Genomic DNA, 24,388 nt, shown 5'->3' on the forward strand with positions numbered 1-24,388 from the left:
AAAATATGAGTCCAATTAATAACGTATTAGATTTTTTAATTCATGTTTTATTTACCTCATATATTTATGCGGTCATTATTCGTATGTTATTAGGGTTAACACGCGCTGACTTTTATAATCCATTTTCTCAATTTATTTTATCTATTACTAACCCCGTACTCACACCACTTCGCAAGCTACTGCCCAGCATTGGGAGAATTGACACATCGGCAATTGTTTTAATACTAGTGCTTAAATTTGTTGAATTAGCAACACGAAGTTTCTTAATTAGCAAACAAGTTTTACTAACTTCGCTTATTGTGCCTTCAGTATTTGGCGTGCTTAATCAGGTAGTGAATATTTTCATATTTGCGATCATTATATTGGTCGTGATCAGTTGGGTTGCCCCTCACATACATGGGCAAAGCAATCCGATTACACCGATATTACGCTCCATCACGGAACCATTGATTCGCCCAGCTCGAAAACTTATCCCTCCTGTGGGAGTTTTCGATCTTTCAACTTTTGTAGTGTTACTTGGTTTATATTGCATTAAAATCTTCTTGCACTCATTCTAAATGATTGCGTGCGTTACACGCACTCATTACACTCCATACTCTAGTAACATTACTTTATTTAAACGTGCCAAAAACATTTGCACCAGATTCAGTGGGTCTCGTCGAGACACAATTTTTAACGGTTAAGAAACCGTTAGAGCTTGATTGCGGTCGCTCACTACCTGAGTTTACGCTTGCATATGAAACCTATGGCAAACTAAATGATGACAAAAGCAATGCGCTGCTAATCTGCCATGCACTCTCAGGCGATCAGCATGTAGCGGGTTACAACAGCACGGATGATCGCAAGCCAGGTTGGTGGGATAACTGCATCGGCCCCGGCAAACCATTTGACACCAATCGTTTTTTCATCGTCTGTCCAAATAATTTAGGTGGCTGCAAAGGTAGTAGTGGACCCAGCACCAGCAATCCAGCAACAAGTAAGCCTTATGGCCCTGATTTCCCATTACTCACCGTACATGATTGGGTTATTAGCCAAGGCCACCTTGCTGATGAATTAGGCATACAACAATGGGCAGCCGTAATTGGTGGCAGCCTAGGCGGCATGCAAGTGATGCAATGGGCCATTGATTATCCAGATCGCCTACGTCATGCATTAGTAATCGCTGCAACACCTAAACTCACAGCTCAAAATATTGCTTTTAACGAAGTTGCACGCCAAGCCATTTTCTCTGACCCTGGCTTTCACGCAGGCCGCTTCTATGAGCACGAAACGATTCCGCGCCAAGGTTTAATGCTTGCTCGCATGTTAGGTCATATTACCTATTTATCTGATGACGCAATGCGTGAAAAATTTGGACGTGATTTACGCGAAGGTAAACTTAGTTTTGGTTTTGACGTTGAATTTCAAGTTGAAAGTTACTTGCGTTACCAAGGAAAGTCTTTTGTTGATCGCTTTGATGCAAACACCTATCTTCTAATGACTAAAGTTTTAGATTACTTTGACCCCGCCTTACAATTTAATAATCATCTACCAAGCGCATTTGAAAATACCAATGCTAATTTTCTAGTAGTGTCATTTACTGGAGATTGGAGATTCACACCTGCACGTTCACGTGAAATTGTTCGAGCTCTAGTTGCCGCGGATAAAAAAGTAAGCTATGCAGAAATTGATGCCGAACTTGGTCACGATGCATTTCTAACGCCTATACCTGAATATCATGGCGTGCTTAATGCCTATATGGATAATATTGAGTAGTTCCATGGGCGATAAACACTTAAACAATAAATTAAGACCAGACCTAGAGCTTATTTGTGAATGGATAAAACCTGATACTCGCATTCTTGACTTGGGTTGTGGTGACGGCGCATTACTTAATCATTTACATAAGACTCGCAACGTGACGGGTTACGGTTTAGAAATCGATCACACAAATATTCTTAAGTGTGTCGTCAATGGTGTACAAGTTATTCAGACCAACTTAGATGAAGGCATTACAGAATTTTTTGATGAAAATTCTTTTGATTACGTTGTTATGACCCAAACATTGCAAGCCATTCAACACCCTGAAAAACTATTAAGACAAATGATGCGAATAGGCAAAGAAGGCATTGTAACGTTCCCAAATATGGCTTTTTGGAAAAATCGAATTCAGCTAGCGCTTGGTGGACATATGCCGATTACGCGTACATTGCCTGATAATTGGCACGATACTCCAAATATACATCTATGCTCATTGCAAGATTTTGAAGCGCTATGCGACACTAACAGTATAAAAATCATACAGCGCGCAGCGGTAGATCACGCTCATCGATATAGCTTGGGAAGCAAATTGTTTCCAAATTTACTTGGCGAAATCGCCCTGTATCGATTTTGCAAAAACTCAGCCTAAGCTGCAAATTCAAGATCGGCTTAAAAAATGATTGGTCTCGAAGAATAATTTCATTCGATCATTCATAGAAATTGAAAAAAGTGATAACTTCCTCGCACTTTTCCTAACATTGCTATTGTATTTCTATTCATAGTGTTTGATCATACCGCCGCACTTAATTAATTGTTCATTATCGATTTAGAGGAATTATGCATGGCCGCTACAAAAAGCTCATCCGTTAAGAAACCACCTACAAAATCAGAAATCTTAAATAACATCGCTGCTGATACTGATCTTTCTCGAAAAGAAGTTGCATCAGTACTTGAGTCTCTTGAAGGTTTAATTTCCAAAGAGCTTAAGCCTCGTGGCGCTGGTTATTTTAACCTCCCAGGCTTACTTAAGATAAAAGTAGTAAAAAAACCTGCAAGAAAAGCACGCAAAGGCACCAACCCATTCACTGGTGAAGAAATGATGTTTAAAGCAAAACCTGCTAGCAAAGGTATAAAAGTACTTCCGCTTAAAGGTCTGAAAAGCATGGTTTAAATAAAACAGGGTGCTTGATTTTCTTAAATTACAGCACCCTGTTTTTTTAAGTTAAAAAGTTATTCCCTCGATACTCTCTCGTTAAGCTTTATAATTATTCTATCCGAAAAATTATTTCGGTTAAGATTCGATTACTTTCAATTTAGTTTTAATAAACATACTGTGCGGAATGTACAATAAGTCTGCAATTTTTCGTAATTGATATTCTTCATATTTATCAAGCTTGTCATCTGCATAAGCAACTCGCCATAAATCCTCTAGTAATAGTATTTTTTCATTCATCGAACATCCATCATTAATAATTTTTACAAATGGGTGAATTGACACATGACTGTCTTGCTCTGTTCTTGCTAACTCAATAAGACTATCTGCTTCTTGTTTTGAAAAATTAAATCTTTCAGTAAATGATTTAGCAATAGATTCCAATTCTTCATCTTGAATATCAAAATCTGCACGACTCACTTCTAACAATAATGCCGCTGATGCCAAGTGCATGAGCTGCTTCTCATCCGCATCATCATCAAAGTCTTTGCGAATTGTTTCTTGTACAAATTTTGATATGGATTTAAACATTGCTACTTTCCCAATACAGCCTAATTATTAAGTCTATAATTTTGATAGGCGCCATCCTCAAAACTATCAAAGAAATCTTCAGTTAAAGGATGTGTAATAGGCTCTGCACTGATATCAACATCAAGATTTCTTTCTGCTACATAGGTTGTCATTAGTTGTCCATCAACTAAAATATGGTACCAAGGCTTATCTTTTGGTGGCTGAGATTTTGCGACTTTCTCATACCATTCTTTGGTGCCCGTATATTCAGCATCTACATCATAAATTACGCCGCGATAGTTAAATTTCTTATGCACGATAAGTTGGCCAATTGAAAACTGTGCTTGATGCATAAGGGTGGCTCCTTAGATATTAGATTTGCTATAAAGAATACGCAGATTTTACGCTATCTATGGGCCTTACGCATAAAAGATCAATGGTATAAACAACATAATCTGCTAGGCTATAGTTGATTATTTATGAACCATTTTGAGCTTTCTCTTCATATACTTAATTCACAAATTGGCTATTTAATGACTACTCGAAGCAAGGAACAACGTATTCTAGTTGTGATGCGCAAGCTGTTGGCACAAATTGTAAAAGACACAACTCCTGGTCCCGGTATGCGTCATCCACTGAATGAGCAAACTATAAAAGATATACGTGATTGCTTTGGGCTCATTTCTGCTAGAGAACGGGAACTTTCTGAGCAAGCAGGTATTGAGAATAAAGACCGACCTCGTTATGTCGATGAACCTAAAACTTCGACAGTATTAGAGTTCAAAGCACCTAATAAAGTAAAACCCGACAAAACTCCCAGTGATGACTAAGCATATTCTTGATTGAGCAAACTATAACCTTTTAATTAATGTCCGCCTCATTACAGAATCAGGTCGAAATCACTCGGCATATCATGCGTGTTTTAGACGAATGGGAATTACCTGGCAAAGAAATTATTAAACTCTTGGAATTACCTAACAAAGTACGATTACGAAATTTAGATCGCTTTCGTGATGGTGAGGCTTTCCCGGAATCACAGACAACACTAGAGCGCATTGAACATATTGCTGGAATTGCCGATGCATTGCGTACAAGTTTCCCGCGTAATGCGCATATGGGAATTCTATGGATGCATACACCACATCGACGCTTTCAAAATCAACCACCTTTATCCATTTTGTCAGAACAAGGATTAAATGGCTTGCGCATGGTGCGCTCCGAACTAGATTGTGCATTCTCATGGAGCGAGTCTCTTAGTAATTACAAATAACGCATCCATCATAAAAATAATATTAACCAGTATATAAATAGCTTAAGTTTATTCCCTCCATGCACTCGCATGCTTATAATGCTGGTCTCGTTCAACAAATAAGTGTATTGAAATGGAACTATTAGCAGACATTAAAGTTAAGCTCAAACCTGGCGTTGAAATCACTGCCGAGAATAAATGTGGATTTTGCACAAATTCCTATTGCTGCTCATATGTTACTGAAGAGCTTGAAACCCCGAAAACAAAAGTCGACTTCGAGCATATGCTTTGGCAAGTCTCGCACAAGAATGTGTCTGTCTACAAAGATGATGAAGGCTGGTGGGTATCCTTTGCTACGAAGTGCAATCACTTGCAAGCTGATGGCGGTTGCGGCATTTATGAAGCGCGCCCCCAAATATGTCGTGATCATACTAATGACTATTGTGAATTTGACTCGCCGGCTGAAGATGATTTTGATTTGTACTTTTCTGACTACGAAAGCTTATTAATATATTGCAAAAAACGCTTTAAGCGCTGGAAAAGAGGATAACAATTACAGGTAAACACTAAAGCTGTATAGGCATAATCTCATCAAAATCAGATAAAGCGCGATAGTGCAGAGTGTCTTGCAACGGCTGTGAACTATCAGGCTTTTGAATAGAAAGCAGATGCTGAATTCCATAAGCCTCTGCTGCCGCTAACACGGCTAAATTATCATCAATAAATAACGTAGTAGCCGGGTCAAATGGCTCTTCATGCATCAGTGTATGCCAAAATTCTTGTTCTTCCTTAGCGTGACCATAATCGTGAGATGAAATAACCTTGTCGAAATAGCCTTCTAGATCCAAATGATCCATTTTGACAGCAATACTTTTACGATGCGCATTGGTCACCATGGCAATATACTTTTTATGTAATTTAAGCTTTTTTAGGAACTTTTCAACATTTGGAAAGATCTGAATATGTTTAGAAACTTCACGTTTTAATGCAACAATATCTAGATCAAGCTCGTTTGCCCAAAAATCTACGCAGTACCAATCAAGCGTCCCAGATTTGCTTTTGTAGCGTGTTAGCAAATGTTGTTTTGCAGCGTGCAGCTCAATTGCATGCTTCTCACTAAATCGTAATGGCACATGCTCATGCCAAAAATAATTATCGAAATACAAATCCAGCAATGTGCCATCCATATCAAGAAAGACCGCTGTGATTGATTTCCAGTCCATCAGTGTTTGCATTAAAAAATAGATCCTAGATAATTAACATTGTTATGGAAATGAATGATATACGGCTGAAGGAACTGGTCAATCCAGTTTGTGAAATATCAAAACAAGCGGGTGCTGAGATTATGAAAATCTATGCGGAAGGCTTTGAGATAGAGGAAAAGCAAGATCATTCGCCGCTTACTACTGCAGATTTAGCTTCGCACCACCTCATACTAGAGAGTCTAAAAAAACTCACTCCAGATATCCCTATCTTGTCTGAAGAGTCTGTTTCAATCTCATATGCGGAAAGATCTAGCTGGGAAAACTACTGGCTAATTGACCCTCTGGATGGCACACGCGAATTCATTAAAAGAAATGGTGAATTCACCGTTAACATTGCACTCGTCACTGAACACTCAACAAGCCTAGGAGTAGTCTATATTCCCGTTCAAGATATTTGCTACTCTGCGTCCCGGAATCAAGGCGCATTCAAACAAAATCAAAATTCCACCGCTGAGATAATTACTTCACGAACTTCAGCACCGGATAACAAACCAACCATTTGCGGTAGCCGCTCACATGCGGGTAAATCATTACTGGCACTACAAGATAAAATTGGAAACTTTGATCTCATCAGCATGGGTAGCTCGATTAAAATGTGCCTAGTAGCCGAGGGTGTCGCCGATATTTACCCACGCTTTGGCCCTACATCAGAATGGGATACCGCAGCAGCACATTGCGTGGTCAATGAAGCAGGTGGAGAAATTGTAGATATGAATTTACAAACATTGCAATACAATACAAAAGATTCGTTATTAAACCCGCCTTTTCTTGCAGTTGGAGATATGAATAATCAGTGGCGCAATTTTCTCAGTGAGAATATTACTACTAGATAAAAACCTGGCTAAAAGGCTGGGAAATCATCATCCAAAAACCACTTTTCTGCTTCTTCTAAATACCACCAACTCTGCGTGTCGCGAATCTCTTTTACGCTATTTGTTGTTTCAAAATAGTAAGAAATATCTGCTTCTACTACAGCGGTCTTTAACTCTTCACCCATAACTACTTGCTTGATCTCATAATCGGTAACACGTAAATCTTTATACTTATCCAAATCAATTTCTACGCTTGCCTCGTCTTGATGACGAATCATATTTACCGCACCTTCGAATTCTCTCCAACGCAATAACCTTCCATACAGTTTGGTCGTCTCATCAAATGAACTTAATGTTTGATTTTTCTTTTTAGACGCACAACCACCTAACGAAATCACACTTATACATAAGGCTGTAACAAGAATAACTAGAAGTTTTATTTTCATAATTTTTTAAAGACGTTTACCAACCATGCAATACAATTTTCCCTATAGCGTGTCTGCCTTCAATCCCAGCATGCGCTGTTTTTAAGTTCGTCGCATTAATAGGCTCTAGCACTTGATTAGTTGTAGTTTTAATCGTACCAGCATCCACCAAAGCTGCTACTCGATTTAACAAGTTATGCTGCTCAATCATATCATCGGTTTCATACATCGACCGTGTAAACATAAACTCCCACGAGAATGTCGCGCTCTTACTCTTCAAAGCCCCAAGATCAACATCGCCAGCCGTCTCAACAATCGAACAAATTTTTCCTTGTGGCGCTACGACGGTCGCCATAGATTGCCAATGCTCATCGGTATCGTTAAAACACAAAATATAATCATATCCTGCTATGCCAAGTTTATTCACTTGTTCGGGAATATCTAAATAATGATTGATAATATGATCTACACCTAATTCTTTAACCCATACTTTAGATTCAGGTCGCGAAGCAGTAACGGTAACCGTGAGCTTCGCAAGCTGTTTTGCAAACTGTGTGGCAATAGAACCTACTCCACCTGCACCACCAATAATTAATAGGTGCTTACCTGCATCAGCTCCTTCACTATCAATTCCTAAACGATCAAACATTGCCTCCCAAGCAGTAATACTAGTTAAAGGCATTGCTGCAGCTTGGGGAAATTCTAGATTTTTTGGTTTACACCCAACAATACGTTCATCCACTATGTGAAATTCACTGTTGCAACCCGGTTGAGTAAAACTACCTGCATAAAACACTTCGTCTCCAACTTTAAAAATGTTCGATTCTGACCCTACTGCCTCAACTACACCGGCTACATCCCAACCAAGAATTCGCGGACTATCTTCCACCTTATCTTGTGGGGAACGCATCTTAGTATCCACAGGATTTACCGCTACCGCACGTACTCCTACAAGCAATTCACGACCCTTCGGGCTTGGCTTGTCAATTTCAACATCCACTAATGAATCAGGTAAATCGATTGGTAAATACTTATATAAGCCAACTGCTTTCAAGATTAGGACTCCAACTTTGGTTTAATTAAGATTCATAGAATTCGTACAATAAACATACAAATTTGTACGTATCTTTATGTTACTCCATAGTACAAATGCTTATCGCCTAGATCTAGATTACCTTTAGGCTATTAACGTAATATTTAAGCTAAAATCCTGAAAAATTGCAGTTTAATGTGCAGAATTACAGCATTGAGTAGCGTACTTACAGATATATTATGAAAAATGATTTAGTTCAAGCCACTAAATGGCTGAAAATTATATACGACTTTGAACTACCCGATAAAAACCTATTTAAGAAGCACGTCTTTGCAGGAAAAATAACCAATTTGTGCAATTGTGGATGCAATTCATTTGAAATTGAAATTCCTAGCGATGCAGACCTGGAACCCTTGGCGCCTGGCAATGGCCTGTTTTTTGAAGCAGCCTTCAATACCAACAAAGATGATGTCGTTGATTTTCTAGTGTTCACGGATGACCGAGGTTATTTGTCCGGAGTAGACATTACCTACGGTTTTGCAACACATGCTCCTATACCCAATGGCATTGAACTTCATGAATGCGTCCATTCACAATTTAATTAAAAATATTTTTAATTAGAAAATGAACTTATGGAAAAATGATTGGGAAAAGTTTGTACAGGAAGTAGCGAAGGGTTACTCCGATGGAATGAACCAAGACGAGCTTACTGATGTTTTCGCTGGCAGTACAGTTACCTGGTCAGGAACCATTAGGAACAATGAACTAGATCAAAATTTTTCTAAAGGTATCGCAATAGACATGCCTGAAGTAAAAATTAGATTGCTAGATGGGCGCTTGATTGTTGCCAACTATATTTTCTTATCCATGGAAACCTCTAACCCAAGTTACTGGGAAGAGTTTTCTCCCGGACAAAAAGTTAAATTCAGCGCAGATATAAAAGAATCACAATCTGCATTTCCTGAAGTTGAAGTATCGATATGCTCTAGCAATCCCGAAGCATTATTAATGCTGGGCACAGATAATGCACAACCTGTTTTATATGGTTGATTACAAGGACGATGCATCCAATTCTATCTCAGCTACCGGAACACCATGATCCGACATCACCCGACTAGGCTCTCGTTCCGTTAACGACCAATCAAATAAGTGATCATTAAAGATATGTTGGTACGTTACTTTACCTATTCGCTTTGAATTACGATGATAAAACTCTTGCGACACTAAAATATGATCCAACACATCACGCTGGCCATGATGTATATGCGTGTAGCTGAAGTCCTTTAAATCTTGTCGCGTTTGAATAGTGTTGGTGCTATACAGCAACACGTCCCAATACATGCGTTTAATTTTTGCGGGCCAACGAAAATGTGGTGCTTGGCCGGCAATGATTTGCGTACTGGTGCTCTCAACCGTATCGTTCAGATCACCCAACATTATTAATGGCTGCCGGTTCTTTTCTATATCTTTAACTATTCTTGCGCGAAGTGCTGTGGCCTCTAAACTACGTATCACTTGTGCTCGCAATGCGCCTAAAGCACGATGAATTGGATTTTCGCGATCTTCGTCTTCTTTATAGATAGGTCGTTTTGATTTTAAATGCGCTACATAAACAACAACGGTTACATCTGCATCAGGTATTAAAATTTCAGCGCGTAAGGGCGGGCGTTCAAATTGTTTGATCGGCACATCGATAAGCTGCTCTACTCCTTCAGGTGATTTACTGGGTATTTGGAAATCAGCCGTTGAAGGAAATTCTATTATCGACTCATGACGCACAATTTGAAAACGGCTAGCCAATCCAACTTTTGGACGCAAGGCTTTACCTTTTTCTTCATTATCTTCAACGCTTGCTCCTGGCGACAATACTTGCTCTTGAGCTTGTGCATGATTAGTGAAATGTTGTGAAAGGGAAACGGCAGATTGTAGACTCGAACTGCTAAATACTTCCTGAAAACCAACAATGTCTACCTGGCTTCGATCTAGTGTTTGAGCAATCCACTTTATTTTTTGCTCATGCTCATCTTCTGTATGTGGTGGCAGACCGTAATAACGTACGCCAGGCCTCACAAGATTAAGCAAATTGAACGAAGCAACACGAAAATTCATATATTTAAAGCCCAGCTTTAAGTAGGCTACTATTTGAGAAGTAGATAAATAGAGCTTAAGAAGCTAACGCTTGTACAACTTCACCTTTCCGATGCAAATAAATTGCGCAAGCTACACGCAGAAAGGATGTAAAATTACTAACATCTTCATGTTTTTCTAATATCTCGCCATACAGAACATTAATAAACTGCGGTACGGTTTGATCTTCTTCATCTGCCATTTGATCGAGGATTTCCCAGAATTCTGTTTCTAAACGAATACTCGTCACACAGCCCTGTATACGTATGGAGCGACAATCACTTTCATAGCGCTCTTGCGGGGTTCCTGTATAAACATTGCACATAAAATTTGAACCTTATAAATATTATGGTTAATTTATTAATTTTATACTTACTTATAGTGCAACTATTATATATGCACAAGTAGTATTCACTTACTACCTGATTTTTTAATAGGTTTTTATACTTATTTATTAGCTAAGAGGATCAACATGGCGAAAGTTATTCATTCAATGATTCGTGTACTCGATGTTGCACGCTCCAAAGATTTTTATGCAAAGGCATTTGGTTTAAAAGAAAAACGTTATCTCGATTTTGATGACTTTGCATTGGTGTACTTAGGCAATGATGAAAACGACTTTGAAATTGAACTTACTTTAAACAAAGATCAAAAAGATGCTTACACCCATGGAGATGGTTATGGGCATATCGCAGTCTGCGTTGATGACTTAGATGCAGAACATGCACGCATTAAATCGCTCGGTTATGAACCGCAAGACGTAGTGTCATTCAGCCCAGGTGGTGAACTTTTAGCAAAATTTTTCTTCATTAAAGATCCTGATGGATATGAGATCGAAGTATTACAAAGGCATGGAGCATATACGTAAAACACAAAAAACCGCCTCAACAAAATAAAACAAAAACTTGAGGCTTACCGGAGGAGGTATCTATGTTAGACCTTGATCTAACGCGTCGCGATTTTTTAAAAACCAGCGGCACAGTGTTAATGGGAACATTAGCAACCAGCACAGGTGTGCTCGGCTTGTTGGCGCCAAGCCAAACCTGGGCTTTAGAGTTAACCAAGCTTGATAAAGCTACGGGTCAAACACTCTTACAAGCCACACGGCACATATTACCTCATGCAACCTTAGACGATGCTGTCTATGCACTAGTGGTTAAAGACTTAGATGCCGCTGCTGCAGGTGATGATGGCGTAGCTAAATTACTTACTGATGGTGCAACTGAACTGAATGCAGGCGCGGGCGGTGATTGGTTAGCAGCAGATAACGACAAACAGTTTTCAGTGATTGAAAAAATGGCAGGCAATGACTTTTTTGAAAAAATTCGTGGCACGGCCATTGTCTCTCTATATAACAATGAAATGGCCTGGGCGCATTTTGGTTATGAAGGAGACGCTTGGGAACAAGGCGGTTACCTCACACGTGGCTTTGATGATTTGAACTGGCTACCCGATCCACCTGCTGATGCGAGTCCCGCAGCATTTTCAGCCCTAAAATAATAATTAAGGCATAAGGAGAAAACATCATGGCAAAATATGATTTAGATGATGATGGAGTAGTCGTAATAATAGGTTCTGGTGCAGGTGGCGGCACGTTAGCCAATGAGTTGTGCCAAAAAGGCGTTCAAGTTGTATTACTTGAAGCCGGCGGACATGAATCTAACGAAAGCTTTGTAAATGACGAATGGTCTTCGTTTGGACAAATTTCATGGTTAGACTCACGCAGCTCTTCCGGTAGCTGGCGTGTAGGCAAAGATTTTAATGGTTTACCCGCATGGATTTGTAAAACCGTAGGTGGCTCAACCACCCACTGGGCAGGCGCTAGCTTGCGTTTTCAAGAGCATGAGTTAAGAGTGAAAACTGAATACGGTGACATTGATGGCGCAAATCTTTTAGATTGGCCCATTACGCTTAAAGACTTGGAACCTTATTACGATAAAGCCGAAGACAAAATGGGTGTAACTCGTACTAATGGTATTCCTGGCTTACCGGGCAATAACAATTTTAAGGTCATGCACGCTGGCGCCACAAAACTTGGCTATAAAAATTGTCATACCGGAAATATGGCGATCAATAGTAAACCACGCGACGGCCGCGCTTCTTGTTTACAACTTGGGTTTTGTTTCCAAGGATGTAAAACCGGTGCTAAATGGTCGACTCTTGTTGCTGAAATTCCAAAAGCAGAAGCGACCGGTAAATTGGATCTACGCCCTAAGTCACATGTTTTAAAAATTGAACAAGACAAATCTGGCAAAGTCAGCGGCGTTGTCTATGCGGATGCAGATGGTAATCAACACATGCAAAAGGCGCGTGCGGTTTGCGTAGCAGGTAATTCAATTGAATCACCACGTTTATTATTAAATTCAGAAAATAGCCAAAGCCCAGATGGATTAGCCAATTCATCAGGCCAGGTTGGTAAAAACTACATGCGACACATGACAGGTTCTGTATACGCCGCATTTGAAAAACCTGTTCACATGTGGAGAGGTACTACGATGGCCGGCATCATCACAGATGAATCTGTTAACGATCCGAAACGTGGATTTGTCGGAGGTTATGAACTAGAAACCTTATCCATTGGTCTGCCGTTCATGGCAGCGTTTCTTGATCCTGGCTCATGGGGCCATGATTTCACCAGAAAGATGGATGAATACAGTCACATGGCAGGCATGTGGATTGTCGGTGAAGATATGCCTCAAGAGTCCAATGCGGTTTCTTTGCATGCTGAAAATAAAGATCAGCATGGAATGCCAACACCCAATGTTCATTTTGATGATCATCCAAATGACATTGCGATGCGTGAGCATGCGTATAAACAAGGTTCTGCGGTATACGATGCAGCAGGCGCTAAAGAAAATTATTTAGTTCCGCCGTATCCTTCCACACACAATCTTGGCACTTGTCGCATGAGCGCAAAAGCGGATGATGGTGTATGTAATGCACACGGTCAAGCTCATGACATCTCTAATCTATTTATTTCAGATGGCAGCCAGTTCACTACCGGTGCTGCAGAAAATCCAACCTTAACTATTGTAACGCTTGCTATTCGACAAGCAGATTACATTGCAAAACAAATGAGCGAAAAAGTGATTTAGCGCACTCACCTCTAATGTTTAAAAGCCTCCTAAACGGAGGCTTTTTTATTTCTGACATCTAAAGTTTTTTTCAGCATTTAATGACTGTACTTTTTCCATTAAATACCATTACTATAAGAAATAGTGATGGTATTTGAATTCATTATTGAGAATATCTATTTATCATGCGAGATCTTTTATTAATAGTATAAATATTTGATCAATATTTACTGCGTGTTTCATAAATTTAATTATTAAGCCTCATAAGTATATTTTAATTTATGCGCCACAAAGAAACATATCGTTAATAATTCTAAAATAATTTATGAGGCACATATAAAACTATTATATATAGTCCGCTTTTTATCATGCATAATAAACTCGTGTTATAAATCTTATGATCTACTTAAATAATACTTATAAAAGAACATAACACTCATAAAAATAATAAACGAAGCACATAAGCTATTTTGGCAGTTTAAATAAAGTGGAATTGTCGATAAATTAATGCTGTAGCAAGAGCTTCATTATTGGTTGCCACTATAATCTAGAGTAACTTTTAATGATGTATTTTAATTAGGATGCTTAACTGGAGGTAGAGTATCTATGAAAACTAATTACTATCTTTCACCTACTTTAAAAAGCACTCATCAAATATCAGACGATCTACATGAAGTAGGCGTTAACGATTTATTTATTCATGTTATTAGTAAAGACGAAGCGGGTCTCAACAAAGAGCATGTACACTCTAGTAATTATTTAGAAACATTAGATTTAGTACGTGATGGTGCAATCGGCGCTTTAATTGGTTTCATCATTGGAGTATTCGCAGCAGGTGCATTAATGTATTTCAAACCATTTGGGCCCAATATGCCGGAGTTCGTTTATCTAATTGTTGTTGCTCTGTTTACTTTATTTGGCACATGGGAAGGTGGTCTTGCTGGGGTCGCCAGTGAAAATAAAAAGCTTGCTAAGTTTCATGATGACCTAGAAGCAGGCAAATATTTAATTCTAATCTACGTTTGGAAAAGCCAAGAGCAAACTGTCAAAGAGGTAATGGCAAAGAAACATCCAGAAGCAGAACTGGTTGCAACGGATATTCAATACTTCAATCCTTTTTGCCCGCTTAAGAGAATAGAAAATTAACCTGCTACAACATCAAGCAAGAACAATAATAAGAAATTAATAGTGAGTGTAACGATAACAGCAACCCGCAGCCTGGCATCTGACCTGGTTGAAATCTGCAAGCCGCGCATAGCATTACTTGTACTAGTTACCACCTTTGCTGGCATGTGGTTAGCTGCAAGCACGTCTTTAGAATTTGATCTTGTTCTACTTACATTACTAGGCACCGGTCTTGCTTCTGCTGCAAGCGGCGCATTCAACAATTATGTTGATCGCGAAGTCGATAAGCTTATGGCGCGAACACGAATGCGCGCTCTACCCTCTTCTCGACTACACCCTCAACAAGCTTTATGGCTTGGCGTAATGTTAAGTTTGTGGTCATTCGCAATTCTCTTTTATTTAGTTAATCCCTTAACTGCGATCCTAGTTCAGGCCACTACATTCTCTTATGTCGTGATTTACACTATTTGGTTAAAACGTAAATCTTCTTTATGCACTGAAATTGGCGGAATAGCGGGGGCGATGCCGCCTGTAATTGGTTGGGCTGCTGTAACCAATGATATTGGTTGGCCGGCACTGATGATGTTTCTAATTATGTTCATCTGGCAACCACCACATTTTTGGGCGCTAGCGTTATTACGTAAAGATGAATATCGCCAAGCAAAGTTACCCATGTTGCCCGTCACGCATGGTGACCAAGCAACAAAAAACCGTATGTTGCTTTATACCATCGCCTTAATTCCCACTAGTTTAGCAATGTACTGGCTACAACTTGTTGGGCCTACTTATCTAGTTTTAGCCTCGATCCTGGGTATTACTTATTTAGTGTTAACGATCGATTTTGCACGCAAGCCGATCACGCACAAAAGCTCAAGAAAACTATTCGGCTTTTCAATTTTATATTTACTTGGTTTATTTACTTTAATTTTTATTGACTGTAAGTGTGGCGGTGCTGCCGCATGAACACACCTTATATATAGGGAGTATTGAGTATGGCTATGGCCATTGTATTAGTTCTTTTAGTGATTGGATCCATTGTTTTCCACTTCATGAGTCCATGGTACTTCACCGAACTGGCTTCTAATTGGGGTGATATTGATACCACCGTGACGATAACTTTTATTGTCTGCGGAATAGTTTTTGTTGCATCTAATTTGTTTATGGCTTATTGCATTTTTAAGTTTCGTAACAAGAGCAAAGAGCAGCGCGCAGCATACGAACCGGAAAATAAAAAGCTCGAGGGTTGGTTAACGATAATTACTACCATTGGTGTAACTGCAATGTTAGCGCCAGGTTTAGTGGTATGGGCAAAGTTTGTATCACCGCCTGAAGATGCAGCTATTGTTGAAGCCGTAGGACAACAATGGCAGTGGACATTTCGTTTGCCGGGTGAAGACAATCGACTCGGTACAGTCGATGCAAGAAAGATAAGTATCGATAATCCATTTGGCATGAATGCTGACGACCCTTACGGTCAAGATGATGTTTTAATTTCATCTAATGAACTACACATCCCTATAGATCAACCAGTTAAGTTCAATCTTCGTTCAAAAGATGTTTTGCATAATTTCACTGTACCTCAATTTCGCGTGAAAATGGATTTAGTACCAGGAATGATCACTTGGCAATGGTTAACGCCAACACGCATTGGCAGCTATGAAATACTTTGTGAAGAGTTATGCGGCATCGGCCATCACACTATGCGTGGCAGAGTAGTAGTTGAAGAAGAAGAACAATACAAAACATGGCTTGCTGCTCAAAAAACTTATGCTCAACTCGTTGCTGCACCGCAAGGTGATGCACACGCTGGTAAAGCAAACTATCAAGTATGTGCTTCCTGTCATGGTTTAGAGGGTGAAGGTAACCCCGCACTCAATTCACCAAAAATTAGTGGCCAAGAAGCTTGGTATGTAAAACGTCAACTTGAATACTTCAAACACGGCATTCGCGGCAGCAACCCAGATGACACTTTTGGTGCACAAATGGCACCCATGGCGGCAACGCTAGTGGATGATACTGCAATGAATAATGTTGCAGCTTATATTGAAGCTCTACCAAACAAACCTGCAGCACAAACCATCAAAGGCGATGCTGATCGTGGTAAAAAACTTTATATCACATGTAGCAAATGTCATGGAAAGCAAGCAGAAGGCAGATGGGCCTTAAATGCTCCACGCATGGCAGGCATGAGTGATTGGTATTTGCTCACGCAATTAAAAAACTTTAAAGATGGAAAACGTGGCGCCCATCCTGGCGACATTACTGGAAGGCAAATGGAATCGATGGTTTTAAGTTTAAATGAAGAAAAGATGCAAGATGTAATTGCATACATTAATTCCCTGTAAATTTTTATTTGATATTAAATTTTGTATTTGTAAATGAGGTAGTAACAAAATGGCACATGTAGCATTAGCCGATGAAGGTCAAGATCTCGCCCACCCTAAAACGTGGATAGGCGCATATGTCTGGAGCCAAGATCATAAAATTATTGGTATTCAATATATTCTCACTGCCACGGCAGTAGGCGTTGTAGCGTTAGTTCTATCATTCATGATGCGTTTGCAACTAGGTTTCCCCGGTGCGTTTGATTTAATTCAACCTAGCGAATATTACCAAGCCGTCACCATGCACGGCATGATTATGATCGTGTTTATGCTGACGGCATTCTTCCTAGGGGGGTTCGGTAACATCTTAATACCACTGATGTGTGGGGCAAGAGATATGGCCTTCCCGTTCATGAACATGCTTAGCTACTGGGTGTACTTACTATCTGTGATAGTGGTATGTGCGAGCTTCTTTATACCTGAAGGCCCCACTGGAGCAGGTTGGACCTTATACCCACCGCAAGCCATCACGGAAGGAACCGCCGGGGCTGACTGGGGAATTGTTTGTATGACAGTTTCTCTAGGACTGTTTGTAATTGCTTTCACCATGGGTGGATTAAATTATGTCACCACCGCTTTCCAAGCACGCACACGTGGCATGACACTCATGCGTATGCCTTTGTCTGTTTGGGGCATTATTATGGCCACCATCCTGGGCTTACTAGCGTTTCCTGCTTTATTAGTTAGCGTGATAATGATGACGTTAGATAAAACTTTAGGCACCAGCTTTTTCATTCCTGCAATATCGTCACTTGGGGAAAACTTAAGTCACGATGGTGGCAGCCCTATTCTTTTTCAACATTTGTTTTGGTTTTTTGGACACCCTGAAGTGTATATCGTCGCATTACCTGCCTTCGGCATCGTCTCAGATTTAATTAGTACGCATGCGCGCAAAAATATTTTTGGCTACCGCATGATGGTATGGGCCTTAGTCGCCATTGGCGGACTAAGCTTTATTGTTTGGGCACACCATATGTATGTAAGTGGAATGAATCCGTACTTCGGCTTCTTCTTTGCAACCACGACATTGATCATTGCGGTACCGACAGCGATTAAAGTCTACAACTGGGTGTTAACTCTCTGGCAAGGCAACATTCATCTTAATGTGCCAATGTTATTTGCCATTGGCTTTGTGTTTACCTTTATCCATGGCGGTATCACCGGCTTATTCTTAGGTAATGTTGTGGTAGACGTACCGCTTTCTGATACGTACTTTGTAGTGGGACACTTTCATATGGTGATGGGCGTATCACCGTTCTTAGTCGTATTTGGTGGCATTTATCATTGGTTTCCAATGCTCACGGGGCGCATGCTTAATGACACCATGGGCAAATTGCATTTCTGGACGACGTTCTTAGGCACCTATGCCATCTACTTACCGATGCACTACATCGGCATACTGGGTGTACCGCGTCGTTACTATGCAAATGGGTCAACCGAGTTCTTGCCGGATTCCGTACAAGCTGCAAATGTAAGCATTACGATTGCAGCGCTCATTGTCGGTGGTGCGCAATTCTTATTTATTATAAATCTTGTTTGGAGCACCTTCAAAGGCAAGAAATCCGAACGTAATCCTTGGCGTGCGACTTCACTGGAATGGCAAACCGAAGATTATCCACCCAAGCATGGCAACTGGGGAGCAAAGCTCCCTATCGTTCACAGATGGGCGTATTCCTATAGCGTGCCGGGTGCAATTGAAGATTTCATTCCTCAAACTGAAGAGCCTAGTGAAAATACTAAAGGCGATGTGCACTAATCATGACTGCAACACTCATCATCCTAGCGATAATAATGGGCACAGTTGTGTTCTGGCTAATTCGCCAGACGATTAATGTTCAACCTTGGGCAGAAGAAGGACCCATTGAACAGCACCATGCTGGCGGGCCCCTTTCTATCCCAGCAGCAAAAATTGGCTTAGTCGCCTTTCTGGCAGTTGCTAGTTCATTATTTTCACTTTTTGTAAGTGCTTACTTTCAGCGCATGGACTACGGTGACTGGACGCCACTTATTGAACCTGGTGTGCTCTGGGTAAATACCGTTTTATTAATATTAAGCAGTGTGTTTTTTCAACGCGCACGTAACGCCGCGATTAAAAGCCAAGTGAGTAAGGTGAAAATCAACTTGCTCATTGCTGGCTTGTTTACGTTTACCTTTATTGCCGGCCAATTATGGGCTTGGCAAGGATTATATGATGCAGGTTATTTTCTTACCTCAAACCCTGCCAACTCTTTCTTTTATGTGTTAACTGCAATACATGCATTGCATATTATTGGTGGTCTTTGGGTGTGGAGTAAAACGGTGTTCAAATTACAAAACAAAGCTGAAGCTCATAAAATTCGCGTAAGTGTCGAACTATGTACGATCTATTGGCACTTTTTATTACTGGTTTGGTTAGTGCTTTTTGCACTATTGTTATCTACTTAAGATAGAAAGGAACATAAGCGTATGTCACAAGATTCAGGTCAAGTCGCTGAGAGTGGTGTAGTCGATGAGCTAATCACGGATTGGGCCGACGATAAAGAAGTGTTTAAAGTGCACTGGGGCAAAGCCATGATGTGGATCTTCCTCTTAAGTGATACTTTTATTTTTACTTCTTTTCTCACTGGCTACATGAAGATACGCACTAGCTCCACCATCCCATGGCCAAATGCTAGTGAAATATTTGCACTCAGTTTTGGTGGCGACCCCATTCCTTTAATTTTAATCGCTATCATGACATTTGTATTAATCACCAGTAGCGGCACCATGGCACTCGCAGTGAACTATGGTTATCGACGTGATCGTAACAAAACAGCACTCCTGCTATTTATCACAGCAGCATTTGGTTTGCTATTCGTTGGTATGCAAGCTTTTGAGTGGACTAAACTCATAGTAGAAGAAGGTATTCGACCTTGGGGCAATCCTTTTGGTGCACCACAATTTGGCGCATGCTTTTTCATGATTACCGGCTTTCATGGCGCACACGTTTCGGGGGGCGTAATTTATTTAACCTACGTTGCCATTGGCGTGATGAATGGGCGTTATGAGAAAAAAGGTTACGACATTGTCGAAATTTGTGGCCTATATTGGCACTTTGTCGATTTAGTTTGGGTATTTATTTTTGCATTCTTTTATCTTTGGTGAGGTATAACCATGTCAGCGACAGATTCAGGACATCAAGAGCATCCACTTAGTATCTATCTTTGGATTTGGATTTTACTGTTTGTACTCAGTACCTTTTCTTATATGGTGGATTATTATCAGCTTCAAGGTGCATTAAGGTGGAACCTGATCATCATCTTCATGATGTTGAAAGCCGGATTTATTGTTTCTATTTTTATGCATATGACGTGGGAACGAATTGCACTGATAAGTGCCATATTAGTCCCCCCCTTATGCTTATTGGTTCTTATCATATTAATGTCCATCGAAGGAAAATATACTCACTCACAACGAGCAACGTTCTTTGGTCTTGACGAAGCACCTGTAGTAGAACACCATGGGAAAAAAGAACATTAAATTATTTGATTGATATTTCCCTTTCCACGATTCGATTTATAAATTATCGCCTTCGCTGTAATTCCCAATTAGTTTTTACATGCCTAGCTCTTGCCCTAGCACTGCACAGTGCGGGTGTAGGAGCTCATGGTGGCGTATTTCTTGAACAAGACGTATGTATTATAGAAATAGATTTCTATAAAGCGCATTTCACTATCTACCAACCACAAATCAGCAAACACGAACAATTCTGTGAAGACATTCCAGAAATTGGCGAAAGTACTTTTGTCATGGAATATTTACACGATGGCTTACGCGACATGCAAGTAGATTTTCGGATTATTAAAGATACACAGAAACTTGGTCGTTTTGCCAAACTTGAAGACATTGAAAAATTAGAAGATATACAGCAACAAACCATATTTTACCAAGCCCCCACATTCAATATTGATGGTGTTTACCTGGCACAATACGATTTCACTGAAAAGGAATACTATATAGGTATAGTCACTGCTAAATACCCAGATCAAGAAAAAATATATACAGCTGTATTTCCTTTTCAAGTAGGTGGTAGTAACTGGGGCTATATTCCAGCGATAATAAGTTTAGCATTATTCTTACAACTAAATTACTGGTTAATGAATGGTGGCTTTACTCATTTACGGAAACTATTTAAATCATGAGAACAATAATTATTATTTTTATTTCTTTATTGTTTTGTACTTCAACGCTTGCAGAGATGGATCTTGCAGCAAGTAAGTCTTCGGACAATGGACATTTCCAAGTTCGTTACATCAGCAAACTGGAGCCAATAGAAATTAACAATCTACACGCTTGGATTATTCATATTAAAGATAAAGATGGAAATGACATCCCCAATGCAGAAGTTAACGTAATTGGCGGCATGCCCGAACATAACCATGGGCTTCCTACACAACCGCAGATAACCAAAGATCTCGGCGATGGATGTTACTTGCTTGAAGGCATGAAGTTTCACATGTTGGGATGGTGGACCGTGACTGTATCTATCACTATTAAAGATATTAGCGACGTTGTCACTTTTAATCTTAAATTATAAAACCGCTAATGCCGAAGTATCCCCGCAATACGTGCTTTGCGACCGCTGTAATAATATTTGTTTCTATACTTACGTTATGGAGCTGCCAAAATAACAACCCATATGATTGGTCTGCAGATGAAATTAAAATTCTGCAATCTCTATCCATAAGAGAGCTCCCACCACTACCAAATGATCGCAGCAATGCCGTTGCAGATAACTTAAGCGCAGCAGAATTTGGCAGACAGTTATTTTTTGATGAGCGCTTTAGCTATAATTCAAAGATCTCATGCGCAACTTGTCACATACCTGAACAATATTTTACTGACGGCTTAGTCACCGCCGCAGGTGCGCAAGCCGGTATTCGCAATACTCCTACTTTAGTAGGTACCGCGTATAGTCCATGGCAATTTTGGGATGGTCGCAGCGATAGTCTATGGTCGCAAGCTTTAGCACCGCTGGAGAATAGTTTGGAACATGCGGGTTCTCGAAATCAGTTTGCACATATTATTTTTGCAGACAAAAACTATCGCGAATACTACGCTGAATTATTTGGGCCGATGCCAGATTTATCTGACATGAAACGTTTTCCAATTATGGCTGCCCCTACAGATAGCAAGGAGTTGCAGAATGCATGGCAAGCAATGAACTCCGAAGATCAAAAAACAGTAAATATAGTTTTTTCAAACATTGCAAAATCTATAGCCGCATATCAAAGATTGCTGCAGCCCGCAGCATCAAGGTTTGATACCTATATTGAAGGAGTAATTAATAAAGATTCTGAAAAATTAAAATCATTAAATAAAAATGAAGTTATGGGCTTAAGATTATTCATTGGCAAAGCACAATGTATAAATTGTCATAATGGGCCGTTGTTAACCAATAATGAATTTCATAATACTGGCGTCCTTTCTGCTGCACGACAATTACCAAGTTTAGGGCGTGTAAACGGCGTTAGAGTTGTCTTAGCTGATCCATTTAACTGCCAAGGTAATTTTAGTGATGCTGCTTCAAGTCAATGTGCACATTTACGCTTTGTTAAAACAGGTGATGAATTAATAGCTGCCCATAAAGTACCAACATTGAGAAATGTAGCAGACACCGCACCCTATATGCATGCAGGACAATTAAGCACCTTGGAAGAAGTTATAGAACATTACAATCAAGCACCATTGGCAATGATTGGACACAATGAAGCTAATCCTCTTGAACTCAGCAAAAAAGAAAGAAAACGACTTACACTTTTTCTACATAGTTTATCTGCACCGCTCATAACAGATTCGAAGTGGCTAATTAATCCACATAAATAAGCGAATTTTACCCATCCTATTGCTAAAGAAATAGCATTGCAGCCTGAGCAATCTATCCTGTTAAGGATATAAATAATTTGCCAGTTTCTTAGAATTAAACCCGTTATAATCTCTTCTCAATTTTGGAGTCTAAGATTTGAACGCCACCATTTCAGCGGTACGCACCCAGGCAAGTGATCTGTTTGAGATAAGCAAACCCCGCATTGCTTTATTAGTCTTGCTTACTACTTTTACCGGTATGTGGTTAGCGGGTGGAGGTTATGTACCATTAGACTTAGTCATCTACACACTCATTGGCACAGGTTTAGCTTCTGCCTCAAGTGGCGCATTAAACAATTACGTAGATCGTGAGGTTGATAAACTCATGGCGCGCACACGTAATCGTGCCTTGCCAACCTCAAGACTACAACCGCAACAAGCTTTATGGTTTGGTGCAATTCTAAGCATTTCTTCTTTCGCAATTTTATTTTATTTAGTAAACCCACTAACCGCATACTTAGCGTTAGGCACTACATTTTTCTATGTTGTGATTTATACCATCTGGCTGAAACGCACTTCTCCATTGTGCACAGAAATTGGTGGAGTTGCAGGTGCATTACCTCCCGTTATTGGTTGGGCTGCAGTTACCAACGATATCAGTTGGCAAGCCATGGTAATGTTTTTAATAATGTTTATTTGGCAGCCGCCACATTTTTGGGCGCTAGCCTTGCTACGTGCAGATGAATATCGTAAAGCTAACTTACCCATGCTACCAGTGGTTAGTGGTATGGAGGTGACTAAATTTAGAATGCTGCTCTACACCATCGTATTGATACCCGTCAGCACCACAATGTATTGGTTCAAACTGGCTGGCCCTATCTACCTAGTTGCTGCTTTAGTACTAGGCATTATCTATTTAGTCATCACTATAGATTTTGCACGCAAACCTATTACGCACCAAAGTACAAAACGTTTATTTGGCTACTCAATTATTTATTTGTGCGGGTTATTTGTATTCATCTTCGCAGACTGCCAATGCAATGGGGCTGTATAAATAACCAACCTACTCCTGGCCACACTACTTAGTAGGATGCTCTCTCAGTGTTTCGCTCTGTAACACCACCAATAACTTAGAAAACACATACTACTATTTGTTACAGATTACAGCCTATTGGCCGATATATCTTTTAAGCCGCACTCTCGTATTTACATGCTTATGACTATGAAAGCATTTATATTCACCATTTTCTTGTATTGTATGACTGTTCAACATGCATATTCAGCAGTGACCACCATTACATGCGATTACGACGCCTTCGCATCCATTCAAAGAGTTGAACAAGCTATTGAGATCATGCAATTAGTATTCACGGTAGATACTGAGACCAGTGAAGCACAGATTATTCGTAAAACAGGCGTAACGGATGTGGATTTATATCCTAGCGGTGGCGGGTTTACTTTTATCGAAGTTAATGAACGCGGCAATGTACTCACAACGACTGTTGATATCCATGGCAAAACAGCGCATAGCAGGAATACGATTTTAGATAGTGAACTTATCCCCAGCCAGTTTTATGGCACCTGTAACTACGAGCAATAAATTTATTA

32 protein-coding genes are annotated in these 24,388 nt (G+C 40.0%); 25 read left to right on the forward strand and 7 right to left on the reverse strand.

Annotation, left to right across the window (positions count from 1 at the left end; all coding sequences use genetic code 11):
- Nucleotides 1-5: 5 nt before the first annotated feature.
- From GKR92_08685 to GKR92_08700, 4 genes are all read left to right on the forward strand, one after another.
- A complete protein-coding gene (locus GKR92_08685) occupies nucleotides 6-557 on the forward strand; it encodes a YggT family protein (protein ID QMU61768.1) in 552 nt (183 codons plus the stop codon).
- A gap of 64 nt (nucleotides 558-621) precedes the next feature.
- A complete protein-coding gene (locus GKR92_08690; protein QMU61769.1) occupies nucleotides 622-1,755 on the forward strand; it encodes a homoserine O-acetyltransferase in 1,134 nt (377 codons plus the stop codon).
- Nucleotides 1,756-1,759: 4 nt separating this feature from the next.
- Entirely contained in the window at nucleotides 1,760-2,389 is a 630-nt protein-coding gene (gene metW / locus GKR92_08695; protein QMU61770.1) for a methionine biosynthesis protein MetW, read from the forward strand.
- A gap of 192 nt (nucleotides 2,390-2,581) precedes the next feature.
- On the forward strand, nucleotides 2,582-2,911 hold the full coding sequence (locus tag GKR92_08700; GenBank protein ID QMU61771.1) for a DNA-binding protein: 330 nt from the start codon (nucleotides 2,582-2,584) through the stop codon (nucleotides 2,909-2,911).
- Between the two features lie 120 nt (nucleotides 2,912-3,031).
- Here the strand turns inward: GKR92_08700 and GKR92_08705 are convergent, their stop codons facing one another.
- The gene (locus GKR92_08705) at nucleotides 3,032-3,484 is read right to left on the reverse strand and encodes a TerB family tellurite resistance protein (protein ID QMU61772.1); all 453 of its coding nucleotides are present in this window, start codon (nucleotides 3,482-3,484) and stop codon (nucleotides 3,032-3,034) included.
- Nucleotides 3,485-3,504: 20 nt separating this feature from the next.
- Nucleotides 3,505-3,816 (reverse strand): heat shock protein HspQ, encoded by a 312-nt coding sequence (hspQ, locus tag GKR92_08710; protein QMU61773.1) that lies wholly within the window; start codon nucleotides 3,814-3,816, stop codon nucleotides 3,505-3,507.
- Between the two features lie 180 nt (nucleotides 3,817-3,996).
- On the opposite strand from hspQ, the gene GKR92_08715 reads away from it, so the two are divergent.
- The 3 genes from GKR92_08715 to GKR92_08725 all read left to right on the forward strand — a co-directional run bounded on the left by GKR92_08715 (nucleotide 3,997) and on the right by GKR92_08725 (nucleotide 5,262).
- A complete protein-coding gene (locus GKR92_08715; protein ID QMU62756.1) occupies nucleotides 3,997-4,293 on the forward strand; it encodes a segregation and condensation protein A in 297 nt (98 codons plus the stop codon).
- A 38-nt stretch (nucleotides 4,294-4,331) separates the two neighbouring features.
- Nucleotides 4,332-4,733 (forward strand): DUF2384 domain-containing protein, encoded by a 402-nt coding sequence (locus GKR92_08720; GenBank protein ID QMU61774.1) that lies wholly within the window; start codon nucleotides 4,332-4,334, stop codon nucleotides 4,731-4,733.
- Nucleotides 4,734-4,845: 112 nt separating this feature from the next.
- Nucleotides 4,846-5,262 carry a YkgJ family cysteine cluster protein gene (locus tag GKR92_08725; GenBank protein QMU61775.1) on the forward strand — a complete coding sequence of 139 codons (417 nt, stop codon included), beginning with the start codon at nucleotides 4,846-4,848 and terminating at the stop codon, nucleotides 5,260-5,262.
- Between the two features lie 16 nt (nucleotides 5,263-5,278).
- Here the strand turns inward: GKR92_08725 and GKR92_08730 are convergent, their stop codons facing one another.
- Nucleotides 5,279-5,935 carry a GMP/IMP nucleotidase gene (locus GKR92_08730; GenBank protein QMU62757.1) on the reverse strand — a complete coding sequence of 219 codons (657 nt, stop codon included), beginning with the start codon at nucleotides 5,933-5,935 and terminating at the stop codon, nucleotides 5,279-5,281.
- Nucleotides 5,936-5,979: 44 nt separating this feature from the next.
- On the opposite strand from GKR92_08730, the gene cysQ reads away from it, so the two are divergent.
- A complete protein-coding gene (cysQ, locus tag GKR92_08735; protein ID QMU61776.1) occupies nucleotides 5,980-6,810 on the forward strand; it encodes a 3'(2'),5'-bisphosphate nucleotidase CysQ in 831 nt (276 codons plus the stop codon).
- A gap of 8 nt (nucleotides 6,811-6,818) precedes the next feature.
- Here cysQ and GKR92_08740 read toward each other — a convergent pair whose 3' ends face one another.
- Nucleotides 6,819-7,235 carry a hypothetical protein gene (locus tag GKR92_08740; GenBank protein QMU61777.1) on the reverse strand — a complete coding sequence of 139 codons (417 nt, stop codon included), beginning with the start codon at nucleotides 7,233-7,235 and terminating at the stop codon, nucleotides 6,819-6,821.
- Between the two features lie 16 nt (nucleotides 7,236-7,251).
- Nucleotides 7,252-8,268: a zinc-binding alcohol dehydrogenase family protein gene (locus GKR92_08745; protein QMU61778.1), complete on the reverse strand. Its 1,017-nt coding sequence runs from the start codon at nucleotides 8,266-8,268 to the stop codon at nucleotides 7,252-7,254.
- 218 nt (nucleotides 8,269-8,486) lie between these two features.
- Here GKR92_08745 and GKR92_08750 point away from each other — a divergent pair, with 218 nt between their 5' ends.
- Nucleotides 8,487-8,852: a hypothetical protein gene (locus GKR92_08750; GenBank protein ID QMU61779.1), complete on the forward strand. Its 366-nt coding sequence runs from the start codon at nucleotides 8,487-8,489 to the stop codon at nucleotides 8,850-8,852.
- Between the two features lie 19 nt (nucleotides 8,853-8,871).
- Complete coding sequence (locus GKR92_08755) at nucleotides 8,872-9,297, forward strand: hypothetical protein (GenBank protein ID QMU61780.1); 426 nt, start codon at nucleotides 8,872-8,874, stop codon at nucleotides 9,295-9,297.
- Here the strand turns inward: GKR92_08755 and GKR92_08760 are convergent, their stop codons facing one another.
- Together GKR92_08760 and GKR92_08765 are read right to left on the reverse strand one after the other, a co-directional pair.
- Nucleotides 9,298-10,356 (reverse strand): endonuclease/exonuclease/phosphatase family protein, encoded by a 1,059-nt coding sequence (locus tag GKR92_08760; GenBank protein ID QMU61781.1) that lies wholly within the window; start codon nucleotides 10,354-10,356, stop codon nucleotides 9,298-9,300. It abuts the gene before it with no gap.
- Between the two features lie 55 nt (nucleotides 10,357-10,411).
- Nucleotides 10,412-10,699, reverse strand: a complete 288-nt coding sequence (locus GKR92_08765; protein ID QMU61782.1) for a DNA-binding protein — start codon at nucleotides 10,697-10,699, stop codon at nucleotides 10,412-10,414.
- A gap of 147 nt (nucleotides 10,700-10,846) precedes the next feature.
- On the opposite strand from GKR92_08765, the gene GKR92_08770 reads away from it, so the two are divergent.
- The 15 genes from GKR92_08770 to GKR92_08840 all read left to right on the forward strand — a co-directional run bounded on the left by GKR92_08770 (nucleotide 10,847) and on the right by GKR92_08840 (nucleotide 24,380).
- On the forward strand, nucleotides 10,847-11,242 hold the full coding sequence (locus tag GKR92_08770) for a lactoylglutathione lyase (protein ID QMU61783.1): 396 nt from the start codon (nucleotides 10,847-10,849) through the stop codon (nucleotides 11,240-11,242).
- Nucleotides 11,243-11,304: 62 nt separating this feature from the next.
- Complete coding sequence (locus GKR92_08775; GenBank protein QMU61784.1) at nucleotides 11,305-11,874, forward strand: twin-arginine translocation signal domain-containing protein; 570 nt, start codon at nucleotides 11,305-11,307, stop codon at nucleotides 11,872-11,874.
- Nucleotides 11,875-11,897: 23 nt separating this feature from the next.
- Nucleotides 11,898-13,469 (forward strand): GMC family oxidoreductase, encoded by a 1,572-nt coding sequence (locus GKR92_08780; protein ID QMU61785.1) that lies wholly within the window; start codon nucleotides 11,898-11,900, stop codon nucleotides 13,467-13,469.
- Between the two features lie 585 nt (nucleotides 13,470-14,054).
- Nucleotides 14,055-14,594 (forward strand): hypothetical protein, encoded by a 540-nt coding sequence (locus GKR92_08785; GenBank protein QMU61786.1) that lies wholly within the window; start codon nucleotides 14,055-14,057, stop codon nucleotides 14,592-14,594.
- 39 nt (nucleotides 14,595-14,633) lie between these two features.
- A complete protein-coding gene (gene cyoE / locus GKR92_08790; GenBank protein ID QMU61787.1) occupies nucleotides 14,634-15,536 on the forward strand; it encodes a protoheme IX farnesyltransferase in 903 nt (300 codons plus the stop codon).
- Nucleotides 15,537-15,565: 29 nt separating this feature from the next.
- Nucleotides 15,566-16,918 carry a cytochrome c oxidase subunit II gene (gene coxB / locus GKR92_08795; GenBank protein ID QMU61788.1) on the forward strand — a complete coding sequence of 451 codons (1,353 nt, stop codon included), beginning with the start codon at nucleotides 15,566-15,568 and terminating at the stop codon, nucleotides 16,916-16,918.
- Between the two features lie 49 nt (nucleotides 16,919-16,967).
- Nucleotides 16,968-18,713, forward strand: coding sequence for a cytochrome c oxidase subunit I (locus tag GKR92_08800; protein ID QMU61789.1), 1,746 nt, complete (start codon nucleotides 16,968-16,970; stop codon nucleotides 18,711-18,713).
- A 2-nt stretch (nucleotides 18,714-18,715) separates the two neighbouring features.
- Nucleotides 18,716-19,381, forward strand: a complete 666-nt coding sequence (locus GKR92_08805) for a hypothetical protein (GenBank protein QMU61790.1) — start codon at nucleotides 18,716-18,718, stop codon at nucleotides 19,379-19,381.
- A 21-nt stretch (nucleotides 19,382-19,402) separates the two neighbouring features.
- Nucleotides 19,403-20,080: a bb3-type cytochrome oxidase subunit IV gene (locus GKR92_08810; GenBank protein QMU61791.1), complete on the forward strand. Its 678-nt coding sequence runs from the start codon at nucleotides 19,403-19,405 to the stop codon at nucleotides 20,078-20,080.
- Between the two features lie 9 nt (nucleotides 20,081-20,089).
- Complete coding sequence (locus GKR92_08815; protein ID QMU61792.1) at nucleotides 20,090-20,455, forward strand: cytochrome C oxidase subunit IV; 366 nt, start codon at nucleotides 20,090-20,092, stop codon at nucleotides 20,453-20,455.
- A gap of 5 nt (nucleotides 20,456-20,460) precedes the next feature.
- Nucleotides 20,461-21,117 carry a hypothetical protein gene (locus GKR92_08820; GenBank protein ID QMU61793.1) on the forward strand — a complete coding sequence of 219 codons (657 nt, stop codon included), beginning with the start codon at nucleotides 20,461-20,463 and terminating at the stop codon, nucleotides 21,115-21,117.
- Complete coding sequence (locus GKR92_08825) at nucleotides 21,114-21,512, forward strand: Auxin-binding protein (protein QMU61794.1); 399 nt, start codon at nucleotides 21,114-21,116, stop codon at nucleotides 21,510-21,512. The genes GKR92_08820 and GKR92_08825 overlap by 4 nt, the downstream gene beginning before the upstream one ends.
- Nucleotides 21,513-21,520: 8 nt before the next feature.
- A complete protein-coding gene (locus GKR92_08830; protein ID QMU61795.1) occupies nucleotides 21,521-22,801 on the forward strand; it encodes a cytochrome-c peroxidase in 1,281 nt (426 codons plus the stop codon).
- 136 nt (nucleotides 22,802-22,937) lie between these two features.
- Nucleotides 22,938-23,834, forward strand: a complete 897-nt coding sequence (gene cyoE / locus GKR92_08835) for a protoheme IX farnesyltransferase (GenBank protein QMU61796.1) — start codon at nucleotides 22,938-22,940, stop codon at nucleotides 23,832-23,834.
- A gap of 168 nt (nucleotides 23,835-24,002) precedes the next feature.
- Nucleotides 24,003-24,380: a hypothetical protein gene (locus GKR92_08840; protein ID QMU61797.1), complete on the forward strand. Its 378-nt coding sequence runs from the start codon at nucleotides 24,003-24,005 to the stop codon at nucleotides 24,378-24,380.
- The last annotated feature ends 8 nt before the right edge of the window (nucleotides 24,381-24,388 follow it).

The sequence above is a fragment of the Gammaproteobacteria bacterium genome, assembly GCA_014075255.1.
Lineage (GTDB): Bacteria > Pseudomonadota > Gammaproteobacteria > UBA4575 > UBA4575 > JABDMD01.

Excerpts from the sequence above, each read along its gene's own strand:
- GKR92_08840 (QMU61797.1), top strand. The coding sequence starts at position 24,003 with ATGAAAGCATTTATATTCACCATTTTCTTGTATTGTATGACTGTTCAA.
- GKR92_08760 (QMU61781.1), bottom strand. The coding sequence starts at position 10,356 with ATGAATTTTCGTGTTGCTTCGTTCAATTTGCTTAATCTTGTGAGGCCT.
- GKR92_08775 (QMU61784.1), top strand. The coding sequence starts at position 11,305 with ATGTTAGACCTTGATCTAACGCGTCGCGATTTTTTAAAAACCAGCGGC.
- GKR92_08805 (QMU61790.1), top strand. The coding sequence starts at position 18,716 with ATGACTGCAACACTCATCATCCTAGCGATAATAATGGGCACAGTTGTG.
- GKR92_08730 (QMU62757.1), bottom strand. The coding sequence starts at position 5,935 with ATGGACTGGAAATCAATCACAGCGGTCTTTCTTGATATGGATGGCACA.
- hspQ (QMU61773.1), bottom strand. The coding sequence starts at position 3,816 with ATGCATCAAGCACAGTTTTCAATTGGCCAACTTATCGTGCATAAGAAA.
- GKR92_08700 (QMU61771.1), top strand. The coding sequence starts at position 2,582 with ATGGCCGCTACAAAAAGCTCATCCGTTAAGAAACCACCTACAAAATCA.
- GKR92_08750 (QMU61779.1), top strand. The coding sequence starts at position 8,487 with ATGAAAAATGATTTAGTTCAAGCCACTAAATGGCTGAAAATTATATAC.
- GKR92_08715 (QMU62756.1), top strand. The coding sequence starts at position 3,997 with ATGACTACTCGAAGCAAGGAACAACGTATTCTAGTTGTGATGCGCAAG.
- GKR92_08825 (QMU61794.1), top strand. The coding sequence starts at position 21,114 with ATGAGAACAATAATTATTATTTTTATTTCTTTATTGTTTTGTACTTCA.
- coxB (QMU61788.1), top strand. The coding sequence starts at position 15,566 with ATGGCTATGGCCATTGTATTAGTTCTTTTAGTGATTGGATCCATTGTT.
- GKR92_08810 (QMU61791.1), top strand. The coding sequence starts at position 19,403 with ATGTCACAAGATTCAGGTCAAGTCGCTGAGAGTGGTGTAGTCGATGAG.
- GKR92_08685 (QMU61768.1), top strand. The coding sequence starts at position 6 with ATGAGTCCAATTAATAACGTATTAGATTTTTTAATTCATGTTTTATTT.
- metW (QMU61770.1), top strand. The coding sequence starts at position 1,760 with ATGGGCGATAAACACTTAAACAATAAATTAAGACCAGACCTAGAGCTT.
- GKR92_08765 (QMU61782.1), bottom strand. The coding sequence starts at position 10,699 with ATGTGCAATGTTTATACAGGAACCCCGCAAGAGCGCTATGAAAGTGAT.
- GKR92_08755 (QMU61780.1), top strand. The coding sequence starts at position 8,872 with ATGAACTTATGGAAAAATGATTGGGAAAAGTTTGTACAGGAAGTAGCG.
- GKR92_08800 (QMU61789.1), top strand. The coding sequence starts at position 16,968 with ATGGCACATGTAGCATTAGCCGATGAAGGTCAAGATCTCGCCCACCCT.
- GKR92_08815 (QMU61792.1), top strand. The coding sequence starts at position 20,090 with ATGTCAGCGACAGATTCAGGACATCAAGAGCATCCACTTAGTATCTAT.
- GKR92_08830 (QMU61795.1), top strand. The coding sequence starts at position 21,521 with ATGCCGAAGTATCCCCGCAATACGTGCTTTGCGACCGCTGTAATAATA.
- GKR92_08720 (QMU61774.1), top strand. The coding sequence starts at position 4,332 with ATGTCCGCCTCATTACAGAATCAGGTCGAAATCACTCGGCATATCATG.
- cysQ (QMU61776.1), top strand. The coding sequence starts at position 5,980 with ATGGAAATGAATGATATACGGCTGAAGGAACTGGTCAATCCAGTTTGT.
- GKR92_08740 (QMU61777.1), bottom strand. The coding sequence starts at position 7,235 with ATGAAAATAAAACTTCTAGTTATTCTTGTTACAGCCTTATGTATAAGT.
- GKR92_08725 (QMU61775.1), top strand. The coding sequence starts at position 4,846 with ATGGAACTATTAGCAGACATTAAAGTTAAGCTCAAACCTGGCGTTGAA.
- GKR92_08770 (QMU61783.1), top strand. The coding sequence starts at position 10,847 with ATGGCGAAAGTTATTCATTCAATGATTCGTGTACTCGATGTTGCACGC.
- GKR92_08785 (QMU61786.1), top strand. The coding sequence starts at position 14,055 with ATGAAAACTAATTACTATCTTTCACCTACTTTAAAAAGCACTCATCAA.
- GKR92_08705 (QMU61772.1), bottom strand. The coding sequence starts at position 3,484 with ATGTTTAAATCCATATCAAAATTTGTACAAGAAACAATTCGCAAAGAC.